The sequence below is a fragment of the Longimicrobium sp. genome, assembly GCF_048594345.1.
Classification (GTDB): domain Bacteria; phylum Gemmatimonadota; class Gemmatimonadetes; order Longimicrobiales; family Longimicrobiaceae; genus Longimicrobium.
The window spans coordinates 1-16,032 of sequence record NZ_JBMDXM010000253.1 but is presented as its reverse complement, the minus strand read 5'-3'; the positions used below and the strand labels follow the sequence as shown (position 1 = coordinate 16,032).

The 16,032-nt window shown below is 69.4% G+C and carries 12 protein-coding genes; 6 read left to right on the top strand and 6 right to left on the bottom strand.

All coding sequences use genetic code 11. From position 1 onward, the window contains the following. Positions 1–35: 35 nt before the first annotated feature. The 3 genes from ACOJUJ_RS26945 to ACOJUJ_RS26935 all read right to left on the bottom strand — a co-directional run bounded on the left by ACOJUJ_RS26945 (position 36) and on the right by ACOJUJ_RS26935 (position 3,847). Complete coding sequence (locus tag ACOJUJ_RS26945; RefSeq protein WP_420130031.1) at positions 36–1,388, bottom strand: DUF6986 family protein; 1,353 nt, start codon at positions 1,386–1,388, stop codon at positions 36–38. 557 nt (positions 1,389–1,945) lie between these two features. Further along, complete coding sequence (locus tag ACOJUJ_RS26940; RefSeq protein ID WP_420130030.1) at positions 1,946–3,181, bottom strand: hypothetical protein; 1,236 nt, start codon at positions 3,179–3,181, stop codon at positions 1,946–1,948. Positions 3,182–3,262: 81 nt separating this feature from the next. Next, entirely contained in the window at positions 3,263–3,847 is a 585-nt protein-coding gene (locus tag ACOJUJ_RS26935; protein WP_420130029.1) for a nucleoside deaminase, read from the bottom strand. 168 nt (positions 3,848–4,015) lie between these two features. Between ACOJUJ_RS26935 and ACOJUJ_RS26930 the strand changes: the two genes are divergently transcribed. The 4 genes from ACOJUJ_RS26930 (at position 4,016) to ACOJUJ_RS26915 (ending at position 8,214) form a co-directional block, all read left to right on the top strand. Next, complete coding sequence (locus ACOJUJ_RS26930; protein ID WP_420130028.1) at positions 4,016–6,136, top strand: xanthine dehydrogenase family protein molybdopterin-binding subunit; 2,121 nt, start codon at positions 4,016–4,018, stop codon at positions 6,134–6,136. Beyond that, on the top strand, positions 6,121–6,564 hold the full coding sequence (locus tag ACOJUJ_RS26925; RefSeq protein WP_420130027.1) for a (2Fe-2S)-binding protein: 444 nt from the start codon (positions 6,121–6,123) through the stop codon (positions 6,562–6,564). The genes ACOJUJ_RS26930 and ACOJUJ_RS26925 overlap by 16 nt, the downstream gene beginning before the upstream one ends. Beyond that, positions 6,561–7,382 (top strand): FAD binding domain-containing protein, encoded by an 822-nt coding sequence (locus ACOJUJ_RS26920; protein ID WP_420130026.1) that lies wholly within the window; start codon positions 6,561–6,563, stop codon positions 7,380–7,382. The genes ACOJUJ_RS26925 and ACOJUJ_RS26920 overlap by 4 nt, the downstream gene beginning before the upstream one ends. 154 nt (positions 7,383–7,536) lie before the next feature. Next, on the top strand, positions 7,537–8,214 hold the full coding sequence (locus tag ACOJUJ_RS26915; protein WP_420130025.1) for a DUF2461 domain-containing protein: 678 nt from the start codon (positions 7,537–7,539) through the stop codon (positions 8,212–8,214). 66 nt (positions 8,215–8,280) lie between these two features. On the opposite strand, the gene ACOJUJ_RS26910 is transcribed toward ACOJUJ_RS26915, so the two are convergent. Together ACOJUJ_RS26910 and ACOJUJ_RS26905 are read right to left on the bottom strand one after the other, a co-directional pair. Next, on the bottom strand, positions 8,281–9,879 hold the full coding sequence (locus tag ACOJUJ_RS26910; RefSeq protein ID WP_420130024.1) for a Fic family protein: 1,599 nt from the start codon (positions 9,877–9,879) through the stop codon (positions 8,281–8,283). 239 nt (positions 9,880–10,118) lie between these two features. Continuing rightward, on the bottom strand, positions 10,119–10,508 hold the full coding sequence (locus tag ACOJUJ_RS26905) for a hypothetical protein (protein ID WP_420130023.1): 390 nt from the start codon (positions 10,506–10,508) through the stop codon (positions 10,119–10,121). 171 nt (positions 10,509–10,679) lie between these two features. Between ACOJUJ_RS26905 and ACOJUJ_RS26900 the strand changes: the two genes are divergently transcribed. Both ACOJUJ_RS26900 and ACOJUJ_RS26895 read left to right on the top strand, forming a co-directional pair. Then, the gene (locus ACOJUJ_RS26900; RefSeq protein WP_420130022.1) at positions 10,680–11,978 is read left to right on the top strand and encodes a serpin family protein; all 1,299 of its coding nucleotides are present in this window, start codon (positions 10,680–10,682) and stop codon (positions 11,976–11,978) included. Between the two features lie 305 nt (positions 11,979–12,283). Then, entirely contained in the window at positions 12,284–14,038 is a 1,755-nt protein-coding gene (locus tag ACOJUJ_RS26895; protein WP_420130021.1) for a M20/M25/M40 family metallo-hydrolase, read from the top strand. 94 nt (positions 14,039–14,132) lie between these two features. Here the strand turns inward: ACOJUJ_RS26895 and ACOJUJ_RS26890 are convergent, their stop codons facing one another. After that, positions 14,133–15,887, bottom strand: coding sequence for an AfsR/SARP family transcriptional regulator (locus tag ACOJUJ_RS26890; protein WP_420130020.1), 1,755 nt, complete (start codon positions 15,885–15,887; stop codon positions 14,133–14,135). Between the last annotated feature and the right edge of the window lie 145 nt (positions 15,888–16,032).

Here is a 16,032-nt window from a genome sequence, read left to right as displayed (position 1 = left end):
TGTGTGCGTTCAGGGGCGCGATTCCGATCCGCGCGTCACCCCTGCCGGTTGCGGAGGATCTGAAGGAAGGAGCGGCCGCGCAGCTCTTCGAGCGTAAGGCTGGTCATCTCCCGCGCCTCGTCCTCCGTAAGGGCGCCGCTGTTGATGCCGCGGGCAAAGTAGTTCAGCAGCCCCTGGCCCGTGGCGGCGTCGTCGAACACGTCGCCCACCAGGGTGGCCTGCGCGGCCTTGTCCACAAAGTTGCGCAGCCGCTGCGCCGCCAGGTCCAGCCCCTCGAGGAAGAACGCGAACACGGCGGCGTAGCGCGTGGGCACCTGCGCCGGGTGCAGGTCCCACCCCTGGTAGAATCCGTGCACCAGCGAGTGCCGAACGTCGTCGTAGTGCATGCGCCAGGCGCGGTGCACGCTCTCGCGGTTCTCGCGCTCCTGCTGCGCCGTCAGCGTTTCGCCTTGGGCGGCGCGGTGCAGGGGAACCGGCAGCACCGCGGTCGATCCGTCGGAGAGCCACACGCCCGTGCCCGCGAACGCTACCTGCATGGCGTGGCGCGCGTAGTCGCATGCGGGGTGGCGCATCCGCTGCTGCGCGGCCGTCACGCCCACGCCGGCCGTATAGTCGTAGGTGCCAAAGTGCGCCGCGATCATCCGCCCGCCCGCCGCGTCCAGGAACGACGGCAGCGCGCACCGCCCGTCGATGCCGATGACGGCCTGCGGCACCTCCACCATCAGCTCGAACTTCAGCGTCCCCTCCGCCAGCCCCAGTGCCCCCTCCAAACGACGCAGCACCTCGACGAAATACGCGACCTGCTCGGGCACCGTCACCTTGGGCAGCGTCACGGTCCAGTTCTCCGGCAGCCGCCCGCCCGTCTGCGCTACGAGCGCCGTCAGCAGCAGGTCCAGCGTGCGGATGCTGCGGCCGCGCAGTTCCTCGTTCAGCGGCTTTACGCGGATGCCGATGAACGGCGGCAGCGAACCCGCCTCCATCCCGCGCGCCAGCTCGCCGGCCACGCGCACGGCGTCGGCATCCTCCTCCGCGTCCGGCCGGTTGCCGTAGCCGTCCTCAAAGTCGATGCGAAAGTCCTCCACCGGCTCGCGGCGCAGCTTCTCCAGCACGCGCTCGTACACCGTGTCCGCCAGCGGGCCGGCGGGAAGGCCCACGGCTTCGGCCAGCGTGGCCGCGTCGGGCGCGTACTCCTGCAGCGCACGCGCGGCGATCTCGCCCAGGCGGCGTGTGGACTCGGCCTTGAACAGCTGCGCGCCGCCGTACACCACGTGCACCGGCTGGCGCAGCCCGGACTCGCCAGGGTAGCGCGCGGCAAAGGCAAGGTTTGCCTGGCGCAGCGGCGCGGCGGCGGACGCGAGATCGTCGTCCGTCAGGGTTCTGCTGGACATGGATTCCGGATGGAGGATAGAGAGCGCTCGACCGCGAGAGGCGGATTCCGGCACCCGTTGAACAGGCAACGCGCCGGCCGCCTGCAAGGGCGAATAAATTCGCTGCAACAACTACACAAAGTCCACCTGCGTGGACTCGGCGGCCCGGCGGTGTGCGGCGTCCCAAGCACCGGCGTGTCCGCAACCGGCGCGACCGGGCTGGGCTACAGGTGAAGCCGACGGTCGCAACGGCAACGGCCTCGCACTGTGCGCGGACCCCTCACCCCCGGCCCCTCTCCCGCAAACTGCGCGGGAGAGGGGAGACCCGACTCACCGGCTTCACCCCGGATGGTCCTTTCCAGGGAGCGCCGGGCAAAACCATCCCCAGCCGTGAACCCGGGGCGCGACCGAGAGATCTACCGTCCGAATCTCGTAATCGGCCCAAACCGCATCGCAGCCGCGGACACGTAATCCACGCAGGTGGATTACGTGAATTTCCAAGGCGAATTCATTCGCTCCTGGAGGCCGCCGCACGATCATCCGCCGGAGCGCGCGTTCACCCGCCGGATCACCGCGACTCACATGTCCCGCGTACGCGTGCCCGCGAGGCACGCCTGCACGTACGGCGCCTCGACGCGGTGGCACGCGGCCTCGGCTTCGCGGCGGGCGGGGTGCGCCAGCGCCAGCCGCTCGCCGATCATCGTGTAGCACCGGTCCTTGGCCGCCACCGGCACCTGCGCACAGAAAGTGATGCCGGGCTCGATGTTCCACTCGATGTCGGTAAAGTACTCCACGCCCCCCATCAGGCAATCCGCCGTATACGCGTGGTTCCCCGCCTGGCAGGCGGCGATCATCGGCGGCACCTGGCCCCGCATGGCGCCCAGGTATTGCTTGCCGAAGCCCTGGTAGCAGTCGCGCACGGCGGCCGTCGGCGCGGCATCGCACCCCCGGAGCACGGCGCGGGGCTGGTCGTTGTGCACCAGCAGCAGCGCGATCGGCTGGTACGCCCAGCACGACGGCTGGTGGCGCGCATCCTCCGCCGCGCACAGGCGCCCCAGCTCCGTGTGCGAAAGTTTGCCGGAGTGCGTCTTTGGACCAGACGCCGCGTGCCCGCCGTGCTCGGCTCCTGCGCCGTGCTCGCCGTGTCCGCCGCCGCCGTGGCCCGCGTGTGCCTGGGCGGCAGGCCCCTCCGCGTCGGTGGACGAGGCGCCGATGGCGCGGATCGCCCGCTCCATGTAGATGCCGTCCTGGCACTCGCGCCGGCCGCGCGGCGTCTGCAGCGCATCACACAGCGGCAGCGCCTGGCGATGGTCGCCGTCAAAGCGCACCATCAGCCCGTGCCCCAGCCCGTGCCAGCACTCCAGCCGCTCGTATCCGGGCTTGTCCGCCCCACCCGGCGCGCAGATCCGGCCGACGGAGGCGCGGTCCACCGTGGCGCCGCGCATGAACAGCCCTTCCAGCGCCCCGTGGTAGCAGCCGCTCTGAAAAACGGGCGTGCATTCCCCCAGGATGGAGATGTCGCCGCGGCTGGCGGCGGCAAAGCGGCCCAGCGCGTGGGCCAGCTCATGCCCGCGTCCGTCCGCCGCGGGGTCCCGCGCGGCCAGCGCGTCCAGGCTGTCCAGCCCCTCGCGGATCCCTCGGTCGCGGGTGATGACGAACAGGGAATCGATGGACGGATCGCCGTTGGCCACGCGCGTCCACGCCGCCGCGGCCGTGGCGGGCGCGCTGTCCGCCTTCGCCGCGAGCGGCACAGGCGTCTCGCGGTCCACCCGTTGGCAGGCAGCGGCCAGCAGAAGCGGGACGATCAGCATCATCCGCGAACGGAGAACGGACGCCGGATTCATGCGGCTCCCCATCGAGCGGGAACGAAGGTGCAGTTCATCCACTAAGATCGATCAGCCGTTGTAGATGGGACCCTGGCGCGCGCGGTACAGCTCCAGCACGGCGTTGGCCTCGTCGCGCAGCATGCCGTGGACCACGCGAATGCCGCGCGCCTCCAGGTACGCGTACGATTCGGGAAAGACGGGCCCCTCGTCGAAGCCCAGCTTTACCGCGTCGTCGCGGCCGGCGCCGCAGACAAGGCGCCGCACGCCGCTCCACAGCGTGGTGCCCAGGCACATGGCGCACGGCTCGCAGCTGGTCACCAGCTCGTACGCGGGGCCGTCGTCGCTGCGCAACGTAAAGCAGTCCAGCCGCGACTGCGCCATCATCACCGCCATCCCCTCGCCGTGCAGCATGCAGTTGTTCAGCCGCACCACGCTGTTCATCCCCACCGCCACCAGCCGTCCGCTCTCCAGCTCGAACACCGCAGCGCCAAACGGGCCGCCCGTGTCGCGCTCCACGTTCTCGCGCGACATCCGGATCGCCAGCCGCATCCGCTCCTCGTCCGTGGTGTACGCGCGCTCCCAGTCCACGACGGTTTGCACCCACGCGGGATAGTCGATGGCGAGCGGCGGGATGGGGGAGATGGCGGAGTTCATCGGCGGTGTGGGCATGGAGACAGGGGGCACGCAAGCCCGGCGTGGAAACGTATGTGTCTCGCCGGATCGGTTCGACGCACGGGTGGCGAGGTCCATTGCGCGGGCCGGCGCAAACGGGTTATCTCTCGTGGATACGCCCCACCCCGCACCCGCACCGCGCGTGATCCCGTGAGCACATCCGTAGGCCGCAACGTGCCCCGCAAGGACGGCATTCCCAAGGTAACCGGCGCGGCGTTGTACGTCGATGATCTGCGCTTTCCCGGGATGCTGTACGGCCGCACCATCCGTTCCACCATCTCGCGCGGCCGCATCAAGTCCATCCGCTTCGATTTCGACACCGCGGGGTTCACCATCGTGCAGGCGGCGGACGTGCCGGGCGAGCGGTGCAACTACGTGGCGCTCATCGAGGCCGACCAGCCGTTCCTGGCCGCGCACGAGATCAACCACCAGGCCGAGCCCATCCTGCTCCTGGCCCACGAAGACCGCGACGTGCTGAACGCCGCCAGCGTGGTGATCGAGTACGAGCGCGACATTCCGGTGATGGACGCGGAATCGTCGCCCGTGGTCTTCAAGGAGATCCGGATCCGGAAGGGCGACGTGGACGCGGCGATGGCGACCGCCGAGGTGATCGTCGAGGGGACGTACCGCACCGGCCACCAGGAGCACGTCTACATCGAGACCAACGGCGTGATCGCCGTCCCCGAGGCCAACGGCGGGATGACGGTGCACGGCTCGCTGCAGTGCCCGTACTACGTGCACAAGGCGCTGAAGGCGCTGCTGGACCTGCCGGATGACCGGGTGCGCGTGGTGCAGACGGAGACGGGCGGCGGCTTTGGCGGCAAGGAGGAGTATCCCTCCGTGATCGCGGGCCACGCGGCGCTGCTGGCCCGCAAATCGGGCCGGCCGGTAAAGATGATCTACGACCGCGAAGAGGATATGGTGGCGACCACCAAGCGCCACCCGTCCGTCATCCGCCACCGCACGGGCCTCACGCGCGACGGCAAGCTGGTCGCCATCGACATCGACGTGCTGATGGACGGCGGCGCGTACGTCACGCTTAGCCCCGTGGTCCTGTCCCGCGGCTGCATCCACGCCGCCGGCCCGTACCGCTGCGACCACGTGCGGACCGTCGGCCGCGCGGTGATGACCAACACGCCTCCCAACGGCGCCTTTCGCGGCTTTGGCGCGCCGCAGACGCAGTTCGCCATGGAGGTGCACATGGAGCGCATCGCCGAAACGCTGGGGATGGACCCCGTGCGCCTGCGCGAGATCAACGCGCTGCAGCCCGGCGACACCACGGCCACCGGCCAGCGGATGGGCGACGACTGCAGCGCGCTGGAGGTGCTGCGCACCGCCGTCGAGCGCAGCGACTTTCACCGCAAGCGCGCGGAGTACGCGGGCACCGGCAAGGGGATCGGCCTGGCCCTCTTCTACCACGGCTCCGGATTCACCGGCAGCGGTGAGGTGCACCTCAAGTCGAAGGTGTCGCTAGAAGCGCGGGAAGACGGTGTGCGCGTGCTGGTCGCCAGCGCCGAGATCGGCCAGGGGACGCGGACCATGCTGGCGCAGATTGCCGCGGACGCGCTGGGCGTGCCGTACGAGCAGGTGGAATGCGCCAACCCCGACACGGCCGAGGTGCCGGACAGCGGCCCTACCGTCGCCTCGCGCACCTGCATGGTCGTCGGCGGCATCCTGCAGAAGTGCGCGCACGAGATGCGGGAAACGATCGGGACGATGACGCCGCAGGAATACGCGCGGCTGCACGGCCCCCTCGTCATCACCCGCCAGTACGAAAAGCCGCACGACATCACCTGGAACGACACCGAGTACACGGGCGACGCCTACGCCACCTACGGCTGGGGGTGCGACGTGGCCGAGGTGGAGCTGGACCCGGTGACGTACGAGGTGCGCCCCCTGCGCGTGACCGTGGTGCACGAGATCGGCAAGGCGATCCACCCGCTGCTGGTGGAGGGGCAGATCGAGGGCGGCACGGCGCAGGGCGTGGGCTGGGCGCTCAACGAGCGCGTGGTGATGCGCGACGGCGCCATGGCCAACGGGCAGTTGACCAACTACACGATTCCGACGACGCTCGACACCCCGCGGCTGGACGTGATCATCCTGGAGAACCCCAGCAGCTACGGCCCGTTCGGCGCCAAGGGTGTGGGCGAGATGCCCATCGACGGGCCGGCGCCGGCGGTGATCAACGCCATTCGGCACGTGGGGCTGGACATGCGTTCGATCCCCGCGATCCCCGAGGCGGTGATGGAGGTGGTATGCGCTTCACGCTGAACGGACGCCCGGCGCAGGTGGACGCGCCGCCCATGAAGCGGCTACTGGACGTGCTGCGCGAGGAGTGCGCGCTCACCGGCAGCAAGGAAGGGTGCGGCGAGGGCGAGTGCGGCGCCTGCACGGTGCTGGTGGACGGCATGCCCGTCGTCAGCTGCCTGGTCCCCTTCGCCCAGGTGCGCGACGCGGAGGTGGTGACCATCGAAGGATTGGAAGGCACTCACCCGCTGCAGAAGGCATTCGCGGAACTGGGCGGCGCGCAGTGCGGCATCTGCACGCCGGGGATGATCATGGCGGCCGTGGCGCTGGGGACGAACCCCTCCTTCGACGAGATTCGCCACGGGCTGGCCGGCAACCTGTGCCGCTGCACCGGCTACGAGGCCATCTACCGCGCCGTGGCAGATGCGTCCGCGGAGAAGGAGGCTTCGTGAAGGCGGCCGTATCGTCGATGGACCTGCTGGAGCCGCGCTCGCTGGACGACGCGCTGGGGATGCTGCAGCAGCACGCGCCGCTGATGCCGCTGGCGGGTTGCACGGACGTCTTTGTCGGCCTGCAGTTCGGCACGCAGTCCGCGCGGCGCTTCATGAACATCTGGGGGCTGGACGAGTTGCGCGGCATCGAGGTGCGCGAGGGTGTGCTGCGCATCGGCGCGCTGGCCACGTACACGGAGCTGGGCCGCTCGCCCGTGGTCTGGGAGCACCTGCCGATGCTGGTCGCCGCCTCGCGCGAGGTAGGCGGCGTGCAGATCCAGAACCGGGGGACGATCGGCGGCAACATCGCCAACGGCTCGCCGGCGGGCGACTCGCTCCCCGTGCTGGCGGCGGCGGATGCGGTGGTCGTGCTGCGCAGTTTGGAAGGCGAGCGGCGGGTGCCGTTCAACGAGATCTACACCGGCTACCGCGCCACCGTCATCCGCCCGCACGAGCTGATCGTGGCGGTGGAGGTGCCGCCGGTGGAGGGCGCGCAGTGGTTCCGCAAGGTGGGCACCCGCGCCGCGCAGGCCATCAGCAAGGTGGTCATCGCGGGCATCCGCGGCCCGCGTCCGGCCATCGCGCTGGGCAGCGTGGCCGCGACCGTCGTCCGCCTGCCGCGCACGGAGAACGCGCTGGCCGCCGGCTCGTCCATCGAAGAAGCGCAGCGCGTCCTGCAGCAGGAGATCAAGCCCATCGACGACGTGCGCTCCACCGCCACCTACCGCCTTCGCGTGGCCGCCAACCTGCTGGCCCAGTTCTGGGCAGAAACCAGCTGATACCAGATCCGCAGAATCACGGTGTATTCCTCATCTGCAGATTTTTCACGCAGAGGGAGCAGAGGAAGCAGAGGAAAAGAAACGTTCATGCAGTTCTCTGCTTCCTCTGCTCCCTCTGCGTGAGAATTTCTTTTTTCAAGGATCGATACAGCAGATGCACTTTCCCCGGCTCACCGCGTACCTGGCCGACCTGGCGGAGAACAACGAGAAAGCGTGGTTCGAGGCGCACCGCTCCGAGTACCAGGCGCTGCGCGGGGACTTTACCGCGTTCGTGGGCCAAGTGATCGAGGGGATCGCCGAGTGGGACGACTCCGTCCGGTGGAAAGATCCCAAGGACTGCCTGTTCCGCATCTACCGCGACGTACGGTTCAGCAACAACAAAGCGCCGTACAAAACCACCTTCAGCGCGTACATCAGCGAGCAGAACCGCCGAGGCGGACCCCCGGGCTACTACCTGGAGATCGACGAAAAGGGTGTCATGCTGGCGGCGGGCGGCATCTGGATGCCGGAGCCCCCGGTCCTGGCCCGCCTGCGCGACTCCATCGCCGAGCACCCGCAGCGGCTGGAGAAGGTGCTGCGCTCCCGCGGCTTCAAAAAGACGTTTGGCGAGTTGCAAGGCGACCGGCTGAAGCGCCCGCCGCGCGGCTACTCCGACGCCACCCCGCTCATCGAGTACATCAAGCTCAAGAGCTTCATCGTTTGGCGCGAGCGCGACGTCCGCACCGCCGCCCACGGCGACGCGCTCGCCTGGATCAACGAATCCCTCCGCACCGCGCGCCCCTTGGTCGACTGGGCTCGCACCGCCCTGCAAGGGCTCGGCGAGGTGGATTGAGGGTGCTACGCCAATCCTGCTCAGCACGCTACGCCAATCCTACTCACCTCTCTACGTCATTCCTACTCACGATCCTGCGCTAATCCTTTGCGCGGAGGCGGGATCATGATCCACCTCCAGCGCACGGCTGACGCGTGTAGCGATGAAGCGCGAGAACGGCGCATAGTCTTCACGCAGGTCGGCCTGCTCCAGCGCGTCGAAGTACTCCCGCCGCTCCTCTGCGCGGATGATCGTCCACGGCAGCCGCGCCGAGCACAGGATCAGGTTCATCAGCAGCCGGGACAGCCGCCCATTGCCGTCCATGAACGGGTGCACGTGGACGAACGCCCAGTGTGCGACGGCCGCGCGAGTCACCCCGTCCACTTCCATCCGGTTCATCGTGTCCGCCCATACGCCCATCATCTGAGGCACCTTCGCGGGTGCGGGCGGCACGTAGCTGCTGCCGCGGATGTATACGGGCGCCTGTCTCCATCCACGCAGTTCGGCGGTGGTCATGATCTGCGCATCAACGGAGGGACCCCACAACTCCACGAACAGGTCCAGGACCATCGCTTCGGACAAACGCACCAGGTCGGGTGCGTCGGTTACAAACTGCAGCGTGCGCTCGAACGCCTGCGAATAGCCTTTCACCGCCATCAGCCGCTCCATCTCCGCCCGGTCGGGACTGTCCAGCGGCGCGCCGGCAAGCACCGCGCGCACGTGCTCGCGCGTAATGCGATATCCCTCGATGGTCGTGGAGTGGTACGTGTCTTCTGCCTTGGCCGTTCGCGCCTGCCGCAGAACAGTGGCGCGCGGGGCGGGGGTAAGGTCCACGTCGATTTCCCGAACAACCCTGGCCCCCACCTCTGCCGCGCGTGCAAGCTTGGCGCGAAACCGGTCCAGCCACGGCTCACGCAGCGACGGCTGCGCCGCGATGTAGTAGGGGATAACCAGATCCCGTCCCACGCCGGTGATGGTACGGCTGGGCCGGTTGCGCTGATGGGCGTTCACCACCCGGCTCACCTGCTCCGCCAGCCGCCGGTTGCCCACCCCCTCGGCCAGATGCCCCATCCGCGCGAGCAGCACCGGCCGCGGATCGCGCTCGTACGCCTCGTCCAACTGCGGCTGTGAAAGCACGAGGCTCTGCAGCCAGGTGAGCACCAGGTCCCGGTGATTGCGGATGTCCGTCACCGTGAGCGAGAGCAGCACGCGCGCGGGCGGAAGAACCGTCAGCGCCACGCCATCCACCTCCATCTCCTCGCCGCCAAGCTGATCCTCTGTCCGCGGCAGAGGGCGAATGGCGATGGAGAGTCCCGGCACCACTTCCAGTTTGCGTTCGCTGGCGTTGGACGCGTGCGTCACGTGCAGCAGCGCGGGCGTGGACGCTTCGCCCATGAACAGGCGCACCGCGGAAATACGGTCGATGACGGCCGGCGCATAGCCGCGCAGGACCGTACGCACCAGCCGCCAGTAGTTCTGGCGTAGTGCGGAATCGGCGTCGGAGTGGGCGGGACCCAGCACCACCCATCCCCAGCCGCCCGGCGTCAGCGCGAGCAGGCCATTCTCGCGCAGGTATCGCTGCGCGGCTGCATCTGGCAGATCTTCAGGGCTTCCAGCGTAGCTCTCCCGCTCGATTTGCTCCTGCCACCACGCCAGTGCCACGTCACGCGGGACGATTTCCCCCATGGCTCATCCTCCATCGTTTAGATGAGAAGCTGCTCTTCAGTAGGATTGGCGTAGCCAACGTAGTAGTTTTGTCGTAGGGCAACAAGTAGCAATGGCGTAGCAAGTCGAGTAGGATTAACTTAATAGCGTTAGTAGTATTAGCGTAGGCTGAGTGGTAGGATCGGCGTAGCCCACCCAATGTCTCCGAAAACCACATCGATCTTGAGTGTGACGATTGATTCCGCCGTGCGGCGTGTGCGTCAGCCGCCGATGTCCAGAGTGATCTGCATGACACCGAAGGGAACGTTGCGGCCGAAGCGGGAAGAGGCGTCGATGGGATCGAAGTAGCGGACTTCAAGCACGTTGTCGGTATTGATGGTGCGCAGGTAGTTGATATCCCCGGCGCGTTGCGAGCCGACGAAGATGGCGGGATACCCGCGGCTGCCGCCCTGGAACTTGGTCGTGAGCCAGGCGGGGCGCAGCCGCTGCACCACGTCGAACAGATTGGTGGTGGGGCTTGCCGAGAGCTCCTCCGCCGTCAGCAGGCGCGCGTTGCCCCGCCCCGGCGACGACGTCCCCGAAGGCCCGCACGCGCCCAGCGCAGCCACCATCAGCATTGCCGCGACCATCCGCTGCATCTTCATCCACATCGCTCGCTCCTCCGTTGGCTCAGCCGGAACCGTCGACGCCCGCCTCCGCACGTCCGCACTCATCGTACCCCCGCACTTTCGCACTTTCGCACTTCCCCTGACGGAACCCGCACCCCCACCCGCCGGGTACACGAAGGCCGCTTCATCCACGACAGAGCCCGGAGAGGTTCCATGCGACCGATACTCATTCGCCCGCTGGTGGCGGCATCGCTGCTCACGCTGGGCTCGGCCTGCGTCTCGGCACAGCAGGACAAGATGGACAAAGGCGAGCCCAAGCAGATCGACGCGCGTGACGTAAAGCCGGTGGACACGCGCCCCTGGCAGGTGCCGCCGTCGCAGGCGCCCTCCTTTGTCACGGCGGACTACGCGGCGTTCGGGCTGGGGCTGTTCCGCCAGCTTGCCGACGCGCGGCCCAACGACAACGTGGTCGTCTCGCCGCTGAGCGCGGGGCTGGCCATCAGCATGCTCGCCAACGGGGCACAGGGCGAAACGCTGGCCGGCATCGAGCGGGCGCTGGCGACGGGGATGGACATCGAGGCGCTGAACGGCACCAACGCGGCGCTGGCCGAGGCGCTGCGCGGGGGCGACGTGGAGCTTGCCATCGCCAACTCGCTGTGGGCGCGGCAGGGCGTGCCGTTTCAGCCCGCGTTCATGGAGCGCAACCGCCGTTTTTACAACGCCGAGATCGCCACGGTAGACTTTGCCTCCGCCGAGGCGGCGCGGCGCATCAACCGGTGGGCCAGCGACAACACCAGCGGCCGCATCACGCGGATGGTGGAGGACGGACCGATGGCTCCGGACGCGGTGATGTACCTGATGAACGCGGTGTACTTCAAGGGCCGCTGGCAGGACGAGTTCCAGACGAGCGCCACGCGGCCGATGCCGTTTCACGCCGCCGGCGGCCGCACGGTGCAGCGGCCGATGATGCAGCGCACGGGCGACTACGGCTACCTGCGCGCGGAAGGGTTCACGGGGCTGCGCCTGCCGTACCGCGGCGGCCGGTTTGCCATGTACGTGCTGCTGCCGGACCAGGGTTCGTCGGTCGCGGCGCTGCGCGAGCGGCTTACGCCGACGGCCTGGGCGGAGTGGATGGGCGGGTTTGGCGCCGCGCGCGAGGTGCGGGTGGTGATGCCCAGGTACCGGGTGAACGTGGAGTCGGGGCTCAACCGGCCGCTGCAGGCGCTGGGGATGGCAGACGCGTTCAGCCAGACGCGCGCGAACTTCCGCGGCATGCTGGCGGCTCCGGGGACAGACGCGTACGTCAGCGAGGCAAAGCAGAAGGTGTTCATCGAGGTCAACGAAGAAGGCACGGAGGCCGCCGCCGTCACCGGCATCGAGATGCGCACCACCAGCGCGCCGGCCGAACCCCTCTCCTTTGTCGTCGACCGGCCGTTCATCCTCGCCATCCGCGACGACCAGACGGGTGCACTGCTGTTCATCGGCCAGGTGAACGACCCCGTCACGCAGTAGCTGGCGGCGGATCGACGGAAGATCTCACGCGGAGGCGCGGAGAGGCGGTGTGGCTCTCCGCGCCTTTTTGCATGTGCCGCGTGCGCCAGCCCCTGCGCGCCCCTATCCGGGCGGGCACCACCCGCCCACCTTCCCCCAAAACCCCTGGGGGAAGGTTGATGTAACGGAGAGCGTGGCTCTGGCGCATCGGCCGTTCTATCTGGATCGACGCTCTCGCGTGAGATCCGGACGTCCGCGCTTGCCGCGAGCAACAGGGGCTGTATCTTCGCCGGTACACCCGTGACGAACCAGACCGAGAGAACGCAGTGCCAATCAACCGATCCCTTGCATATACCACGGCTCTGACGGCGCTTGTGTGCGGATGCGCGCCCGCGGCCACCGTGCAGCAGGGCGCGCCCGCGCCGGCCGGCACCACGCAAGCGCAGTCCGCGCCCGCCGCGCTGCCCTTGCGGTTCGCCGCGCAGCCCACGGTCGCGCAGATCACGCCGCGCGACCTGATGAGCCGGCTGTACACCATCGCCGACGACTCCATGATGGGGCGGCAGGCGGGGCACCGCGGCAACTACATGGCCACGGAGTACATCGCGGCCGAGTTCCGGCGCATGGGGCTGGAGCCGGCGGGGGAGAACGGCACCTTCTTTCAGACCATCCCCCTGTACATCACCGAGCTGGCGGAGGATGCGGCGTTCTCGGTGGATGGGGCGCCGCTGCGCATTGGTGCGGACGTGGTGCCGCTGCCGCACATGGAGTCTCGCTTTACCTACGTGCCGCGGATGCAGGTGCAGAACGCCCCGGTGGTGTTCGGCGGCCGGCTGGGCGGGGCGATGATCACGGACGCGCAGGCGGCCGGCAAGGTGGTGGTCATGCTGCCGCCGATGGTGGACGGCCAGGTGAACTACCGCGTGTGGCTGGCTCCGCAGCCGCAGCTGCCCAGCGCGGCGGCGATCGTGGTGGCGTCGCTGGACATCTCGTCGCAGGGCCTGCGCAATCTGCCGTTCACCATCTCGTCCGGGCTGATCGACCCCAGCAGCATCCCCGCCCAGGGGCCGGCGGGGGTGCTGGTGTCGGCGGAGGCGGCGCGGCGGATGCTGGGGGCGGACCCGGCCACGCTGCAGCCCGGCGCGGCGGGGCGGGCGCGGATGAGCGGCCGCTTCAACTACGCGCCGCGGCCGGCGGATGCGCCCGCGCGCAACGTGATCGCCGTCCTGCGCGGCTCCGATCCCGCGGTGAACGGGCAGTACGTGGGGATCAGCGCGCACAACGACCACGAAGGGTTTGCGGAGCAGCCGTTCGACCATGACAGCACGGTTGCCTACAACACGGTCATGCGGCCGCAGGGCGCCAACGACCCGGTCGGCACGCCCACGCCGGCGCAGCTGGCGCGCATTCGGGCACTGCGCGACAGCCTGTCGCGCGACGGCACGCGCATGGACAGCGTCTACAACGGCGCGGACGACGACGGCAGCGGCACGGTGGCGCTGCTGGAGATCGCCGAGGCCATGGCCGCCAGCGGTACGCGGCCGCGGCGCTCCATCCTGTTCATCAGCCACACGGCCGAAGAGGCGGGGCTGCTGGGGTCGCAGCACTTCAGCGACCATCCCACGGTGCCGCGCGACTCCATCGTCACCGTGCTCAACATGGACATGGTGGGGCACGGGCGCGCGGAAGAGGTGCGCGGAGGCGGGCCGTACAGCATCCAGATGATCGGCTCGCGCCGGCTGAGCACGGAGCTGGGCGGCCTTATCGACGCGCTGAACGGGCGCCGCACGCCGCCCATGCAGATTGACTACTCGTGGGACGCCACGGGGCACCCGGCCAACCGGTACTGCCGCAGCGACCACTTCATGTACGCGCGCTACGGCATCCCCATCACCTACTTTTCGCTGGGGTACCATCCGCACTACCACATGGTGACGGACGAGGCGCAGTACATCGACTACGACCACACCGCCCGTGTCGCGTCGTTTCTGCACGACATCGCGGCGGAGGTGGCGAATCGCCCCGGCCGCCTGGTGGTCGACGGGCCGCGGCAGGACCCCAACGCGCCCTGCCGCCAGTAGCCGCGGAGAAGATTCGCCTCATCCTCATATCACACGGAGTCAACGGAGTTCTTCCGTTGGCTCCGTTGCTTTCGTGCGAAGGCTTCCTTGCCGATCAGCAGCGGGGGCCGCGGTAGGCGTTGGTGAGCTGGACACGACGCTTGCCCGGCCCCTCACGCACGACGGCGAAGCCGATGTTGTACGAGCCGTCGGGGGCGACGACGCGGATGGCGTCCAGCCCGGGCGCGCCCCGGGGGCCGTGCTGGCCGTAGTGGCTGGTGTTGCCGGTGATGTAGAGGAAGTTGATGCAGTACGTGGTTTCCGGCGCGATGGAAACGCGCTCGCCCAGCCGCTCCACGTCCAGCGCCAGCCACGCGTCGTCCATGCAGTGCACGGTATTTCCCACCGTCCATTCGTCCGGCCCCCAGTTGCCCACCGCGCGGGTGGAATGGTCGCAGGCGCCGGGCATCCACAGCTCGTACCGGTAGTAGATCCACCGCCCGTCGGTCCGCAGCCAGTCCCCCAGCCACACCACGGGCGATCCCGCGGGCGCCAGGGGCGGGTGCAGCGCGGGCGGAGGCTCACCCTCGCCGAACCCCTGCGCGCGGCCCACGCCCAGCAGCGCGCCGCTGTTCCACAGCACCGCCAGCAGCACCGCGATCCCCACCAGGCCGCCCCACGCCCAGTGCACCCGGCCGCGCGCCGGCAGCGGAGCGTTCCAAAGCGCGGGCGGCTCCACCCGCGGCGACGGGCGCGGCCGGCGGGGGGCGACCAGCTGCGGCTCCTGGCACACGGGGCACGCGATGACCTCCGGCTCCTCGCACGCCGGGCAGCTCCCGGCGGGCTCCGGCTCCTGGCACACGGGACAGAGCGCGTCCTCCGGCTCCGCATGGCAAAGAAAGGATACGTCCGCCTCCGGTTCTTCGCACGCCGGCCAGACCGCGTCGGGTTCCAGCTCCACATGACGGAAACAGGGCGCGACGGGCTCCGTCTCCACGTGGCGAAGACGGGATGTGACCTCCTGGGGCTCCTGGCATGCGGGGCGGGGCGCCACGGGTTCCGGCTCCGCGTGGCGGGGCCAGGGTGTGGCGAGCGCCGGCTGGGGCTCCGGCTCCGGACGGGGTGCCGGCGGCGGCGCGGCGCGGCTGCGCAGCTGCTCGGCCAGCAGGGCGGTTTCCGGCTCGGGATCGGTCTCGAACTCGGCGGCCAGCCAGGCGGCCAGGCGATCGTAGTGCTGCAGCGCGCGCACGCGGTGTCCCTGGGCGTTCCACGCGCGCATCACGCGGCGGTGTGCCGGCTCCGACGCGGGGTCCAGCTCGGTCGCGCGCTGCGCCGCCGCCAGCGCGGTGTGCCACGCGCCGCGCTCCTCGGCGTCGGCGCCCAGCCGGTCCAGCGCCGTGACGGCCACCGCGCGCAGGTGCGCGCGCCGCCCGTCCGCCCAGGTTTCGAACGCCTCGGCGCCCGGCCCCGGCGCAAAGCCCGCCAGGAACTCGCCGCCGCAGAGCGCCAGCACCTCTTCATCCACCCGGGGCGCCGTGGTGGCCTGCTGCAGCGCGGCCGCGTCGCAGGGGAGTGTGGCGCGGCATCCGACCCGATCGTGTCCCACTTCCAGCACCCCGCCCAGCCGCGCCCGCAGCCGCCCGATCGCCTGCGTGAGCGAGTGGCGGGCGTTTTCTTCGCGGCTGTTCCCCCACAGCAGCCCCGCCAGCGCGCCGCGCGAGTGTCCGTGCCTTCCCTCCAGCCGCAGGTACACGAGCAGCGCCAAATCCTTTTTTCGCAACTGGATGGGAGATCCGTGCTCCACCAGCGCGGGGGTTCCCAGCGTCACCAGGTGAAACCCTGGCGCGCCCGGCGGGGGCAGATGGCTCATGACGGGGGGCTCGTGATGGCGGGGTGGACGATCCAAGAACGGCGTGTCTGTCGGCAGCGCATTGACGTCCCGCGCGGGGGCGGGACAAGGACACTCCGTGCATCGATCGTGCGAGATGGGCCAATTCCTCGCGCCCTCTGTGATG